Source organism: Blastococcus sp. SYSU D00669 (assembly GCF_054050715.1).
The window spans coordinates 1-13,549 of record NZ_JBJGZV010000026.1 but is presented as its reverse complement, the minus strand read 5'-3'; the positions used below and the strand labels follow the sequence as shown (position 1 = coordinate 13,549).

Annotated in this window: 12 protein-coding genes; 9 read left to right on the top strand and 3 right to left on the bottom strand. The window is 75.0% G+C overall.

All coding sequences use genetic code 11. The features are described from left to right. Positions 1–5 precede the first annotated feature (5 nt). The 6 genes from hutH to ACI8AF_RS17965 all read left to right on the top strand — a co-directional run bounded on the left by hutH (position 6) and on the right by ACI8AF_RS17965 (position 9,043). The gene (hutH, locus tag ACI8AF_RS17990; protein ID WP_456541106.1) at positions 6–1,586 is read left to right on the top strand and encodes a histidine ammonia-lyase; all 1,581 of its coding nucleotides are present in this window, start codon (positions 6–8) and stop codon (positions 1,584–1,586) included. A gap of 13 nt (positions 1,587–1,599) precedes the next feature. Further along, positions 1,600–3,255 carry a urocanate hydratase gene (gene hutU, locus ACI8AF_RS17985; RefSeq protein WP_456541105.1) on the top strand — a complete coding sequence of 552 codons (1,656 nt, stop codon included), beginning with the start codon at positions 1,600–1,602 and terminating at the stop codon, positions 3,253–3,255. Further along, positions 3,252–4,439 (top strand): allantoate amidohydrolase, encoded by a 1,188-nt coding sequence (locus ACI8AF_RS17980; RefSeq protein ID WP_456541104.1) that lies wholly within the window; start codon positions 3,252–3,254, stop codon positions 4,437–4,439. Before hutU ends, ACI8AF_RS17980 begins: the two co-directional genes overlap by 4 nt. A gap of 52 nt (positions 4,440–4,491) precedes the next feature. After that, positions 4,492–5,805: a formimidoylglutamate deiminase gene (locus tag ACI8AF_RS17975; RefSeq protein WP_456541103.1), complete on the top strand. Its 1,314-nt coding sequence runs from the start codon at positions 4,492–4,494 to the stop codon at positions 5,803–5,805. Continuing rightward, entirely contained in the window at positions 5,802–6,974 is a 1,173-nt protein-coding gene (gene hutI, locus ACI8AF_RS17970; protein ID WP_456541102.1) for an imidazolonepropionase, read from the top strand. The genes ACI8AF_RS17975 and hutI overlap by 4 nt, the downstream gene beginning before the upstream one ends. A 221-nt stretch (positions 6,975–7,195) precedes the next feature. After that, a complete protein-coding gene (locus ACI8AF_RS17965; RefSeq protein WP_456541101.1) occupies positions 7,196–9,043 on the top strand; it encodes a BCCT family transporter in 1,848 nt (615 codons plus the stop codon). A 170-nt stretch (positions 9,044–9,213) separates the two neighbouring features. Here the strand turns inward: ACI8AF_RS17965 and ACI8AF_RS17960 are convergent, their stop codons facing one another. Then, complete coding sequence (locus ACI8AF_RS17960; RefSeq protein WP_456541100.1) at positions 9,214–10,386, bottom strand: NAD(P)/FAD-dependent oxidoreductase; 1,173 nt, start codon at positions 10,384–10,386, stop codon at positions 9,214–9,216. Beyond that, complete coding sequence (locus tag ACI8AF_RS17955) at positions 10,383–10,703, bottom strand: bifunctional 3-phenylpropionate/cinnamic acid dioxygenase ferredoxin subunit (RefSeq protein WP_456541099.1); 321 nt, start codon at positions 10,701–10,703, stop codon at positions 10,383–10,385. Before ACI8AF_RS17955 ends, ACI8AF_RS17960 begins: the two co-directional genes overlap by 4 nt. 129 nt (positions 10,704–10,832) lie before the next feature. Between ACI8AF_RS17955 and ACI8AF_RS17950 the strand changes: the two genes are divergently transcribed. Both ACI8AF_RS17950 and ACI8AF_RS17945 read left to right on the top strand, forming a co-directional pair. After that, entirely contained in the window at positions 10,833–11,624 is a 792-nt protein-coding gene (locus ACI8AF_RS17950; RefSeq protein WP_456541098.1) for an IclR family transcriptional regulator, read from the top strand. A 180-nt stretch (positions 11,625–11,804) separates the two neighbouring features. After that, positions 11,805–12,926, top strand: a complete 1,122-nt coding sequence (locus ACI8AF_RS17945) for an aromatic ring-hydroxylating oxygenase subunit alpha (RefSeq protein ID WP_456541097.1) — start codon at positions 11,805–11,807, stop codon at positions 12,924–12,926. 10 nt (positions 12,927–12,936) lie between these two features. Here ACI8AF_RS17945 and ACI8AF_RS17940 read toward each other — a convergent pair whose 3' ends face one another. Then, positions 12,937–13,113 (bottom strand): hypothetical protein, encoded by a 177-nt coding sequence (locus ACI8AF_RS17940; protein ID WP_456541096.1) that lies wholly within the window; start codon positions 13,111–13,113, stop codon positions 12,937–12,939. A gap of 216 nt (positions 13,114–13,329) precedes the next feature. On the opposite strand from ACI8AF_RS17940, the gene ACI8AF_RS17935 reads away from it, so the two are divergent. Next, positions 13,330–13,549: hypothetical protein (locus ACI8AF_RS17935; protein ID WP_456541095.1), on the top strand; the 220-nt coding region annotated here is incomplete at its 3' end.

Genomic DNA, 13,549 nt, shown 5'->3' with positions numbered 1-13,549 from the left:
GCGGCATGAGCGGCATGAGCGGCGTTCGGGAACAGGCGGCCATCGGGCAGGTGGTCGTCGGCACCGGCCCGGTGGATCCGGAGGACGTGCTGCGCGTCGCACGCGGCGGCGCCGGCGTGGCCCTGGCCGACGACGCCGTCGCCGAGATCGGCCGCAGCCGGCAGGTGGTCGAGGCGCTGGCCGCGGACGACCGGCCGCACTACGGCGTCTCCACCGGGTTCGGGGCGCTGGCCACCAGGCACATCCCCGAGCAGCGTCGCGCGCAGCTGCAGCGCAGCCTGATCCGCTCGCACGCCGCCGGCTCCGGACCCGAGGTGGAGCCCGAGGTGGTCCGCGCCATGATGCTGCTGCGCCTCTCCACCCTGGCGACCGGCCGCACCGGCGTCCGACTGCGCACCGCCCGTGCCTGCGCGGGGTTGCTCGACGCCGGCCTGACCCCCGTCGTGCACGAGTACGGCTCCCTGGGCTGCTCCGGCGACCTGGCGCCGCTGTCGGCGGTGGCGCTGGCGGTCATGGGCGAGGGGTTCGTGCGCGACGCCGGCGGCGGGCTGCACCCGGCCGGGGAGGCGCTGCGCTCCGCCGGGATCGAGCCCGTCCAGCTCGCCGAGAAGGAGGGCCTGGCGCTGGTCAACGGCACCGACGGCATGCTCGGCATGCTGGTGCTGGCGGTCGCGGACCTCCGCCGGCTGCTCACCACCGCCGACGTCGCCGCGGCGATGAGCGTCGAGGCCCTGCTGGGCACCGACGCCGTCTTCGCCGCCGACCTGCAGCGGCTGCGGCCGCACCCCGGCCAGGCGGCGTCGGCGGCGAACCTGCGCGCGCTGCTGGCCGGCAGCGGGATCATGGCCAGCCACCGGGGCCCCGAGTGCACCCGCGTGCAGGACGCCTACTCGCTGCGCTGCGCGCCCCAGGTGCACGGTGCCGCCCGCGACACCGTGGAGCACGCCGCCGTCGTCGCCGGCCGGGAACTCGCCGCGGCGATCGACAACCCGGTGGTCACCGTCGACGGCCGGGTGGAGTCCAACGGCAACTTCCACGGCGCCCCGGTCGCGTACGTGCTGGACTTCCTCGCGATCGCCGTCGCCGACGTGGCGGGCATGAGCGAACGGCGCACCGACCGGTTCCTCGACGTCGCCCGCAGCAACGGCCTGCCGCCGTTCCTGGCCGCCGACCCCGGCGTCGACTCCGGGCTGATGATCGCCCAGTACACCGCCGCCGGGATCGTCAGCGAGCTCAAGCGGCTCGCCGTGCCGGCGAGCGTCGACTCCATCCCGTCGTCGGCGATGCAGGAGGACCACGTCTCGATGGGGTGGGCCGCGGCCCGGAAGCTGCGCCGGGCGGTGGACGGCCTCACCCGGGTGCTGGCGATCGAGGTGCTCACCGCCGCGCGGGCGATCGATCTGCGCGCGCCGCTCGCGCCGGCGGCGGCCACCGGCGCCGTGCGCGACGCCGTGCGTGCCGCGGGCGTCGCCGGTCCCGGCCCCGACCGGCACCTGGCCCCCGAGATCGACGCCGTGGTCGACCTGGTGCACACCGGCGCCGTCCCCGCGGCGGCTCGGGCCGTCCTCGACACCCCGCTGAGCTGAGAGGAACCACGCCATGGACGGAGCACGACCGGTCCGCGCCCCGCGCGGCACCACCCTGACCGCGCGGAGCTGGCAGACCGAGGCCCCGCTGCGGATGCTGCAGAACAACCTCGACCCGGAGGTGGCCGAGCGCCCGGACGACCTCGTCGTCTACGGCGGCACCGGGCGCGCGGCACGCGACTGGCGGAGTTTCGACGCGATGGTCCGCACCCTGACCACCCTCGGGGACGACGAGACGATGCTCGTGCAGTCGGGTCGTCCGGTCGGGGTGCTGCGCACCCACGAGTGGGCGCCGCGGGTGCTCATCGCCAACTCGAACCTGGTGCCCGACTGGGCCACCTGGCCGGAGTTCCGCCGGCTGGAGCACCTCGGCCTGACCATGTACGGCCAGATGACCGCGGGCTCGTGGATCTACATCGGCACGCAGGGGATCCTGCAGGGCACCTACGAGACGTTCGCGGCGGTGGCCGCCAAGCGGTTCGGCGGCACGCTCGCCGGGACGCTCACCCTCACCGGCGGCTGCGGCGGCATGGGCGGGGCCCAGCCGCTGGCGGTCACGCTCAACGGCGGCACCTGCCTGGTGGTCGACGTCGACGAGGCCCGGCTGCGCCGGCGGGTGGCCACCCGTTACCTCGACGAGGTCGCCGACGACCTGGACGACGCCGTCGCCCGCTGCCTGGCCGCCAGGGAGGACCGCCGCGCGCTGTCCGTGGGCCTCGTGGGCAACGCGGCCACGGTCTTCCCCGAGCTGCTGCGCCGCGGGGTGGAGGTCGACGTCGTCACCGACCAGACCTCGGCGCACGACCCGCTGTCCTACCTCCCCCAGGGCGTCGACGTCGCCGACTGGCACGACTACGCCCGGGCGAAGCCGGAGGAGTTCACCACCCGGGCGCGGGCGTCGATGGCGCGGCACGTCGAGGCGATGGTCGGCTTCCTGGACGCCGGCGCCGAGGTGTTCGACTACGGCAACTCGATCCGCGACGAGGCGCGCCAGGGCGGCTTCGAGCGCGCGTTCGCCTTCCCCGGCTTCGTCCCGGCCTACATCCGGCCGCTGTTCTGCGAGGGCAAGGGACCGTTCCGGTGGGCCGCGCTCTCCGGTGACCCGGCCGACATCGCCGCGACCGACCGCGCGGTCCTGGACCTCTTCCCGGACGACGACCACCTGCACCGGTGGATCCGTGCGGCGCAGGAGCGGGTCGCCTACCAGGGGCTGCCGGCGCGCATCTGCTGGCTCGGCCAGGGGGAGCGCGATCGCGCCGGCCTGCGGTTCAACGAGCTCGTCGCTTCCGGCGAGATCAGCGCGCCGGTCGTGATCGGCCGCGACCACCTCGACACCGGTTCGGTGGCCTCGCCGTACCGCGAGACCGAGGCCATGGCCGACGGGTCCGACGCCATCGCCGACTGGCCGCTGCTCAACGCGCTGGTCAACACCGCGTCCGGCGCGACGTGGGTGTCGATCCACCACGGCGGCGGGGTCGGCATCGGCCGGTCGCTGCACGCCGGGCAGGTGAGCCTCGCCGACGGCACCCCGCTGGCCGCCGAGAAGCTGGCCCGGGTGCTCGCCAACGACCCGGCCACGGGCGTGCTCCGGCACGCCGACGCCGGCTACGAGCGGGCCGAGCAGGTGGCGGGGGAGCAGGGGATCCGCGTCCCGATGCGCGAGCCGTGAGCTCCTTCGAGGGCATGTGGGCCGACCTCGGCGAGGTCGGCCGGGCGCCGTCGGGCGGCTACCGCCGCTTCGCCTGGACGCCGGAGGACGCCACCCTGCGCGAGTGGTTCGGCGGCGAGGCGGCCCGCCGCGGGCTGGACGTGGTGCCCGACCGGGCCGGCAACCTGTGGGCCTGGGACGGCGACCCCGACGCCGACGGCCCCGGTCTGGTGCTCGGCAGCCACCTCGACTCCGTTCCCGACGGCGGCGCCTTCGACGGGCCGCTCGGCATCGTGTCGGCCTTCGCGGCCCTCGACCGGCTGCGCGCCGAGGGGGTCCGCGCGGGCGGGCCGGTCGCCGTGGCGTGCTTCGCCGACGAGGAGGGTGCCCGGTTCGGCGTGGCCTGCACCGGCTCGAAGCTGCTCAGCGGCGACCTCGACCCCGACCGGGCGCGCGCCCTGACCGACGCCGACGGCACCACCCTGGCCGAGGCGCTCGCGGCCGCCGGGCACGACCCGCGGCACGTCGGGCGGGACGACGAGGCCCTGCGGCGGATCGGCACCTACGTGGAGCTGCACGTCGAGCAGGGCCGCGGTCTGGCCGCCGGGGAGGCCGCGGTCGGCGTGGCCACCGGCATCCTGCCCCACGGCCGGTGGCGGCTGGACCTGCGCGGCCGCGCCGACCACGCCGGGACGACGCGGCTGGCCGACCGCGACGACCCGATGCTCACGCTGGCCGCGGTGGTGCGGACCGCGCGCGAATCGGCCGCGGCGGAGGACGTCGTCGCGACCGTCGGCAAGGTGGTCGTGCGGCCGAACGCGGTCAACGCGATCCCCTCGGAGGTCACCGCCTGGCTCGACGCCCGCGGCCTGCCGGTGGCGGCCGTGCGGCGGGTGGTGGCCCGGGTCGGCGCCGCGGCCGGCGTCGAGCCGGTCGAGTTGTCGTGGGCGCCGCCGGTGGAGTTCGACGCCGCGCTGCGCGACCGGGTGGCCGCCGCGGCCGGCGGCGACGCCGGGCCGGCGCCGCTGCTGGGCACCGGCGCCGGGCACGACGCCGGCGTCCTGGCCGCGGCCGGCGTCCCGAGCGCGATGCTGTTCGTGCGCAACCCGACCGGCATCTCGCACTCGCCTGCCGAGCACGCCGAGACCGCCGACTGCCTCGCCGGCGTCGAGGCGCTGGCCCGCGTCGTCCGGGAGCTGGCATGAACGCCCCACGACGTCGCTCCGCTTCGCTCCACGACGCCGCGGGGGCCCCGCGATGAGCACTTTCTGGTGCGAGCACGCGTGGCTCCCCGGCGGGATCGCCGAGGGCGTCCGGATCACCGTGGACGACGGGGGTGCGATCGCCGCCGTCGAGGCCGGGCGACCGGGCGCGGGGGACACCCGGCTCCGCGGCGTCGTCCTGCCGGGGCTGGCCGACGCCCACTCGCACGCCTTCCACCGTGCCCTGCGCGGGCGGACGCACGACCGCGGCGGCACCTTCTGGACGTGGCGGGAGCGGATGTACGCCGTCGCCGCGCGCCTCGACCCCGACTCCTACCTCGCGCTGGCCCGCGCCACCTACGCCGAGCTGGCCCTGGGCGGGGTCACCACCGTGGGCGAGTTCCACTACCTGCACCACGCTCCCGGCGGACGCCGCTACGCCGATCCCAACGCGATGTCGGAGGCGCTGGCGCAGGCGGCCGCCGAGGCCGGCGTCCGGCTGACGTTGCTCGACGCCTGCTACCTCGCCGGGGGCCTCGGCACCGACGGGCACGCGCCGCTCGACCCGGTGCAGCTGCGGTTCTCCGACGGCTCGGCGGGCGCCTGGGCCGAGCGGGTCGCCGCGCTGCCGGAGCGGCCGGGCCTGCGGGTCGGCGCCGCCGCGCACTCCGTGCGCGCCGTGCCCCCCGCCGACCTGCCCGTGGTCGCGGCCGCCCCCGGGCCGCTGCACGTGCACCTGTCGGAGCAGCCCGCGGAGAACGAGGCGTGCCTCGCCGTCCATGGCCGCACCCCGACGGCCCTGCTCGCCGAGGCGGGCGTGCTGGGGCCGCGGACGACGGCGGTGCACGCCGTGCACCTGACCGAGGGCGACCGGGCGCTCCTGGCGGCGTCCGGCACCGCGGTCTGCGCCTGCCCGTGCACCGAGGCCGATCTCGCCGACGGCACCGGCCCCTTCCGGGAGCTGGCCGACGCCGGCGTGCCGCTGGTCCTCGGCACCGACCAGCACGTCGTCGCCGACCTCCTCGCCGAGGCGCAGGCGCTCGAGGCCGGCGCCCGGCTGGCCTCCGGGCAGCGCGGTCGGTTCCGGCCCGAGGAGCTGGTCGCCGCCCTCACGGGGACCGGGCACGCGGCCCTCGGCTGGCCCGACGGCGGCCGGCTCGCCACCGGCTGCCGGGCCGACCTGGTCGCGATCGCCCTCGACACGCCGCGCACCGCCGGCGCCGACCCGGCGCAGATCGCCCTGGTCGCCGGGGCGGGTGACGTCACCACGGTCGTCGTCGAGGGGCGGGTCGTGGTGGACCGGGGAGAGCACGTGCTCGGCGACGTGGGCGCCCTGCTGCGCGAGGCGGTCGAGCCGCTGTGGGCGTGACCACGCTGGTGACCGGCATCGGTGAGCTGGTCACGAACGACCCCGCGCTGGGAGACGGGCCGCTCGGGCTGGTGCGCGACGCCGCCCTCGTGGTCGACGGGGGCCGCATCGCGTGGGTCGGACCGGGGCGCTCCGCCCCCGCCGCCGACCGGGGCCTGGACGTCGACGGCCGGGCCGTGCTGCCCGGCTTCGTCGACAGCCACGCCCACCTCGTCTTCGCCGGCGACCGGGCCGCGGAGTTCGAGGCCCGCATGGCCGGGGTGCCCTACGACGGCGGCGGCATCGCCACGACCGTGGCGGCCACCCGGGCGGCCTCCGACGACCGGCTGCGCGACCGCCTCACCTCGCTGGTGGCCGAGATGCGCGCGCAGGGCACCACCACGGTGGAGGTGAAGAGCGGCTACGGGCTCACCGTCGACGACGAGGCCCGCGCGCTGCGCCTGGCCCGCGAGGTCACGCCCGAGACGACCTTCCTCGGCGCGCACGTCGTCCCGCCGGAGCACGCCGGCCGCCGGGACGACTACGTCGAGCTGGTCACCGGTCCCATGCTCGCCGCGTGCGCGCCGCACGCCCGGTGGATCGACGTCTTCTGCGAGCCGGCGTCGGCGCACGCCTTCGACGCCGACGCCGCCCGGGCGGTGCTCGAGGCCGGCCGGGCGGCCGGGCTGGGTCTGCGGGTGCACGCCAACCAGCTGTCCGCCGGCCCCGGCGTGCGGCTGGCCGTGGAGCTGGGCGCGGCCAGCGCCGACCACTGCACGCACCTCACCGCCGACGACGTCGACGCCCTGGCCGGCGGCGCGACGGTGGCCACGCTGCTCCCCGGCGTCGAGTTCTCCACCCGGTCGGCCTACCCCGACGCCCGCCGGCTGCTCGACGCCGGCGCCACGGTCGCGCTCGCCACGGACTGCAACCCGGGCAGCTGCTTCACCTCGTCCATGCCGTTCTGCATCGCCCTCGCCGTCCGCGAGACGGGCATGACGCCGGCCGAGGCGGTGCACGCGGCGACGGCCGGGGGAGCGGCCGCCCTGCGGCGCACCGACGTCGGCCGGATCACGGCCGGGGCGCGGGCGGACCTGGTGCTGCTGGACGCGCCGTCCCACCGCCACCTGGCCTACCGGCCGGGCGTGCCGCTCGCGCGGTGCCTGGACGTTCTCGACGAGCACGGCTGACGCGCTGCGAGCGGGCCGCACTGTGCGGAAAATCACCTCAGACCCTTGCCCCGCGGTACCGCCTCTGGTTCCCTCATGCGAAGCGAGTCTCGAATGACGCAACACGATAGGGGGCCGTCATGGAGTCATCGCGTCGAGAGCAGTCCTCGCCTCCCGGTCCACGGCACGGTCGCCGGGACGACCCCGGCGCCGCCCGAGGGGTAGAGCCGCAGGGCACCGCCGTGGACGCGCCCGAGGGCGACATCCACCCCGCGATCGCCAAGCCGCCGCCCTGCATGGCCGACCGCCACTGGGCGGTGGACAAGGTGCTCTTCGCCGTCGCGGCGGTCATGGCGCTCGGCTTCGTGGCCTGGGGCTTCGCGACACCCACCGGCCTGGGCTCGGCGAGCACGACGGTGCTCGGCTGGATCACCGGCAACCTCGGCTGGCTGTTCGTGCTGCTGGCGTCCGCGTTCGTCGTGTACGTGATCTGGCTGGCGGCCGGCAAGTTCGGGCGGATCCCGCTGGGGCGTGACGACGAGCGGCCGGAGTTCCGCACCGTCTCGTGGATCGCGATGATGTTCAGCGCCGGCATGGGCATCGGGCTCATGTTCTTCGGCGTCGCCGAACCGCTCTCGCACTACGTCTCCCCGCCGCCGCTCACCACCGAGGCAGAGACGCCCGAGGCGATCCAGACGGCGATGGCGACCACGCTGTTCCACTGGACGCTGCACCCGTGGGCCATGTACGCCGTGGTCGGGCTGGCCATCGCCTACGGCACCTTCCGGCGAGGCCGCCGCCAGCTGATCAGCTCGGCCTTCATCCCCCTGCTCGGGGAGCGGCGGGCGACCGGCCCGGCCGGCCGGATCATCGACGTCCTGGCCATCTTCGCCACGCTCTTCGGGTCGGCGGCCTCGCTGGGGCTGGGCGCCCTCCAGATCGGCAGCGGGCTCGAGATCCTCGGCTGGGCCGGCGACGTCGGCAACGCCGTGCTGGTCGGGATCATCGCGGTGCTGACCGCCGCGTTCGTCGCCTCGGCGGTCTCCGGCATCGCCAAGGGCATCCAGTGGCTGTCCAACACCAACATGGTCCTGGCGCTGCTGCTCGCGCTGTTCGTCTTCGTCCTCGGCCCGACGGTCTTCATCCTCAACCTGGTGCCCGACGCGGTCGGCAGCTACTTCTCCGACCTCGGCGCGATGGCCGCGCGCACGGAGGCGACCGGCGGTGACGCGATGGCCACCTGGCTCAGCGGGTGGACGGTCTTCTACTGGGCCTGGTGGATCAGCTGGACTCCGTTCGTCGGGCTGTTCATCGCGCGCATCAGCCGTGGTCGGACCATCCGGCAGTTCGTCACCGGCGTGCTGCTGGTGCCCAGCCTGGTCAGCCTCCTGTGGTTCGCGGTCTTCGGCGGTGCCGGCATCGACGCGCAGCGCGGTGGCGCCGACATCGCCGGGCAGGGCACCACCGAGGGGCAGCTGTTCGCCGTCCTGGACCGGTTCCCGCTGGCCACCGCGGCGACGGTGCTCGTGATGGTGCTCGTGGCGATCTTCTTCGTGTCCGGCGCGGACGCTGCCTCGATCGTCATGGGCTCGCTCTCGCAGCGCGGCACGCTGGAGCCGAGCCGCTCGGTCGTCGTCTTCTGGGGCGTGGTGATGGGCTCGGTCGCGGCGATCATGCTGCTGCTGGGGGAGGACGGGGCGGCCCTGACCGGGCTGCAGAACCTGACGATCATCGCCGCACTGCCGTTCGCGCTGGTCATGGCGGCGATGGCGGTGAGCCTCGTCAAGGACCTCCGCCGCGATCCCATGGTGCTGCGGGGGAACTACGCCACCTCGGCGATCGAGAAGGCGGTCGTCGACGGCATCAGCCGGCACGGCGACGACTTCGTCCTCGTCGTGGAGCGGACCTCGAGCCGACCCGCGCAGGAGGCCGGGGCGGAACGGGCGGCGCCGCCGGGCCCCGAGCGGGAGGGAGGGCTGTCGGTGAGCCCCAGCGGCAACTTCGTGGCGCCGGCCGCGGGGTCGCCCGTCCCGGCGCAGAGCCGACCCGAGGCGGAGCCCATCGGCCGCCCGAGGGACCCGCGCGAGTAGGCGACCGCTCCACCACCGCAGGCCTCCCGGCAGGGACCGACGTCGGTCCCTGCCGGGAGGCTCTGCGCGTCGGCGACGGGTGGGGCGCCGACAGCCCGAACGAGGAACCGCCCCGGACCGGGGGTCCGGGGCGGTTCTGGTGCGTCGGTCGGACGGACCGGCCTCGCGCGTCAGGACGACGTCGCGACGGGGGAGCGGAGCTGCCGGCGCCAGCGCGTGAACAGGCGCGGCTGGTTCATCCCGAGGACGGCGACGGGGACGCCGTCCCGCTCGTAGACCACGAGAAAGCACCGCTCGGCGCAGGCGCCCTCCACCACCCGCGCGACGTCGCCCTCGCGCCGCGAGCCGGCGAACTGGATGCGGGCGCCGTACTGGTCGGACCAGAAGTAGGGGACCGCCGCCGGGGCCTGCTCCCCGGCACCCAGCAGGGTGGCCACCGCGGTGGCCGGCTGCTCGAGCGCGCTGGTCCAGTGCTCGGTGCGCACGTGCCGCTGGGCGGAGTCCGACCACGTCGCTGCGCAGTCGCCGACGGCCACCACTCCGGGGACGCCGGTGGCGCCGCGCGCGTCGGTGAGGACGCCGTTGCCGCAGGCCACGCCGGAGCCGTCCAGCCACTCGGTGTTCGGCACGGCGCCGATGCCCACGACCACCACGTCGGCCGGCAGCCGGGTGCCGTCGGTCAGCTCCACGGCCTCGACCCGGTCGCTGCCGAGGAGTCCGGCGACCCCCGTGCCGGTGAGCAGGCGGGTGCCGTGGTCGGCGTGCAGCTCGGCGCAGACCGCGCCCATCTCGGTGCCGATCGGGCCGGCGAGGGGGACGGGCTGGGCCTCGACGACGGTGACCTCCAGCCCGAGCGTGCGGGCGGTGGAGGCGACCTCGGCGCCGATGAAACCGGCGCCGATCACGACGAGGCGCTCGGCGGTGGCCAGGTCCTCCCGGAGGGCGACCGCGTCGTCCACGGAGCGCAGCACGTGCACCCCGGCGAGGCCGCGCTCGCCGGGCAGGCGACGCGCGCGGGCGCCGGTGGCGAGGACGACCCCGTCGGCCCGGACCTCGCGGCCGTCGCGCAGCAGCACCGAGCGGCTGCGGCGGTCCAGGCCGACCGCCGTGGCGCCCAGCCGCCACTCGAGGTCGAGGTCCTCGTCGTCGGGCGCGCCCAGGGCGATGTCGTCGAGCGAGGCCGTGCCGGCCAGGAACCCCTTCGACAGCGGCGGGCGGTCGTAGGGGGCGTGCAGCTCGTCGCCGATGACCACGATCCGGCCGTCGTAGGACTGATCGCGGAGCGCGCGGGCGGCGGAGAGGCCGGCCAGCGACGCGCCCACCACGGCGACCGTCGGGCTCATGCGGCACCGTCCGCCGGGATCCCCGCTTGGACGTAGATGTGGCCGTCCCGGACCACGACCCGGTGGGTGCGCACCGCCTTCTTGGCCGGGGGGCCGGAGACCTTGCCGGTGCGCAGGTCGAAGCAGGAGGCGTGCAACGGGCACTCCACGGAGCAGCCGTCCAGCCAGCCGTCGGCCAGCGAGGCGTCCTGGTGGGTGCAGGTGTCGTCGATGGCGTAGAGGTCGCCGTCGGCGTTGAAGACCGCGATGGGCTCGTCGGCCTCGACTCGGATCGCCTCGCCGGGCGGCAGCGCGGTCGTGGGGCAGACCGGGATCATGAACGCTCCAGGCTGTCTCTGTTGCGTATGTTGCAACGCTTCGCCGATAGCGCAACAGTCTGGCTTGGAGAGCTCCCCATCGTCAAGAGGAGGAGCGGTGCTGCGTGGCCTGCGACCTACGCTGAGCGCATGAGTGAGCCGCAGGAGGTGAACGGGGAGCGGAACTCGGTCGCCGTCGTCCAGTCCGTCGACCGTGCGCTGAACATCCTGGAGATCCTCGCGGCCCAGGGGGAGGCCGGCGTCACCGAGGTGGCCGCCGAGCTCGGCGTGCACAAGTCGACGGCCTTCCGGCTGGTCGCGGCACTGGAGAGCCGGGGCTTCGTCGAGCAGCTGGCCGACCGGGGCAAGTACCGGCTGGGGTTCGGCATCGTGCGCCTCGCCGGCGCGGCCGCCGTGCAGCTGGACGTCGCCCGGGAGGGGCGCCAGATCTGCGCGGCACTGGCCGCCGATCTGGGGGAGACGGTCAACATCGCCATCCTCGACAACGACCGGGCGGTGAACGTCAGCCAGACCCGCGGGCCGGCGGCTCTCAGCACGCACAACTGGGTGGGGCAGAGCACGCCCTTGCACGCGACCTCGAGCGGCAAGGTGCTGCTGGCCCACGCCCCCGACGCCGTCCGCAAGGGCATCCTGTCCCGCGAGCTGCCGCGCTTCACCCCCACCACGATCACCGACCCCGAACTGCTGCAGCAGCACCTCGACGGGATCGTCGAGCAGGGGTGGGGGTCGACGGTCGAGGAGTACGAGGTCGGGCTCACCGCCGTCGCGGCTCCCGTCCGCGGCGTGGACGGCGACGTGGTCGCCGCGCTGAGCGTCTCCGGCCCCTCCTTCCGCCTGGACCGGGCGGACCTCCCGAGGCTGGCCCGGCGGGTGGTCTCGGCCGCCGACGAGCTCAGCAGGCGACTCGGCTTCTTCGGCTAGGCGCCGCCCGGTCGGGCGGACCCGGCGCGGTTGTTGCGACTAGCGCAATCCGGTGGGTAATGTGCAACACATCGGTCGCCATCGAGGTCATAGGCGGACGGCGACCGAGGTCGACGCCGTGCTGCGTCGCCCCGATCTCCCGGCGTGTCCCATGTCGCCCCCGGAACACCGAGGTGCCGTATGACCACCACCGACCTGCCCGCGAGCCTCATCTCCACCCTGCCGGGGCAGTACTACACCGATCCCGCGATCTTCGCGCTCGAGCAGTCCCACGTGTTCGAGGACATGTGGTTCTGCGCCGTGCGCTCGAGCGACCTCCCGACCCCCGGTTCCTTCAGGAAGGTCCAGGTCGGCCGGGAGAGCGTCCTCGTCGTCCGTGGCCGCGACGGGCAGCTGCGGTCGTTCCTCAACATCTGCCGGCACCGCGGTGCCCAGATCTGCACCGAGGACTCCGGCGAGGTCAAGCGGGCCTTCCAGTGCCCGTACCACGCCTGGACCTACGACCTCTCGGGCAAGCTCGTGGCCGCCCCGAACCTGACGAAGATGCCCGACATCGACCGGGTCGCGTACGGCCTGGTGCCGGTGGCGCTGCACGAGTGGCTCGGCTACGCCTGGGTGTGCCTGGCCGAGGATCCGCCCTCGTTCGAGGACGCGGTCGTGGCCGACGTCGTCGAGCGCCTCGGCGACGTCGAGTCGATCGAGCGCTACCAGCTCGACTCGCTGTCGGTGGGGCGCCGCATCACCTACGACGTGCAGGCGAACTGGAAGCTCATCATCGAGAACTTCATGGAGTGCTACCACTGCGCGACGATCCACCCGGAGCTGACCGAGGTGCTCCCCGAGTTCGCCGAGGGCTACGCGGCGCAGTTCTTCGTGGGGCACGGCGCGGAGTTCGGGGACGACGTCCAGGGCTTCACCGTCGACGGCCGCGAGGGTTTCGACCGGCTGCCGGGCGTCGACGAGGGGCACGACCGGCGCTACTACGCCATCACGGTGAAGCCGACCGTGTTCGTCAACCTGGTGCCCGACCACGTCATCTTCCACCGCATGTTCCCCGTCGCGGCCGACCGGACGATCGTCGAGTGCGACTGGCTGTACTCGCACGAGGTGGTCGAGTCGGGCAAGGACGTGACGCGGTCGGTGGAGCTGTTCCACCGGGTGAACGAGCAGGACTTCGCCGCCTGCGAGCGGACCCAGCCGGCCATGTCCTCCCGCGCCTACGCCAACGGGGGCGTGCTCGTGCCCTCCGAGCACCACATCGGCGCCTTCCACGAGTGGCTGACGGAGCGCCTGTCGGTCTGAGCGGGTCCGGCTACCGGGCGGCCAGGCGCGCCAGCCACTCCTGGCGCCACGCCTCCGTCCGCGCCACCTCGTCGAACGTGACGAGGTGGAAGCCCGCCAGGCGGGTGTCCGCCCGGCCGACCGCCGACGCGAGCGACGGGCCGAGCCCCAAGCCGGCGGAGATGCGCACCAGCTGTCGCCGCGTCACGGCACGGGGAATCCCGACCCGGATCGGCAGGTTCCCCCCGCTACCGGATCTGGCGCGCCCACGCCGTCGTCGTGCGGGGGTGGAAGCACAGCTGGGTGATGACCTGCGTCGCGTGCGGGGCCTTCCGCTCGAGGGCGCGCTCCGGCCGCCCGCAGCCGGGCCACGATGTCGGCCAGGTGCGCCTCGTCGCGAACGGGGCGGGCGGCCAGGTGGGGCATGGCCGAGAACACGTGCCCTGACAACCGCTCGGCCGGCTCGACCGTCGGCATCAGCCCCTCGGCCTCGCTCGCCGACCAGCCGGACGTTGTCGTCGACGTCGAAGTCCTGCCCGTCGAGGCTGAACACCCCGCTGACGACGGCCTTCTCGATGCGCGCGGTGCTCATCGCGCGACTCCGGACTCGTTCCGCTCCACGCTCGTTCCTCGCTGCGATGCTC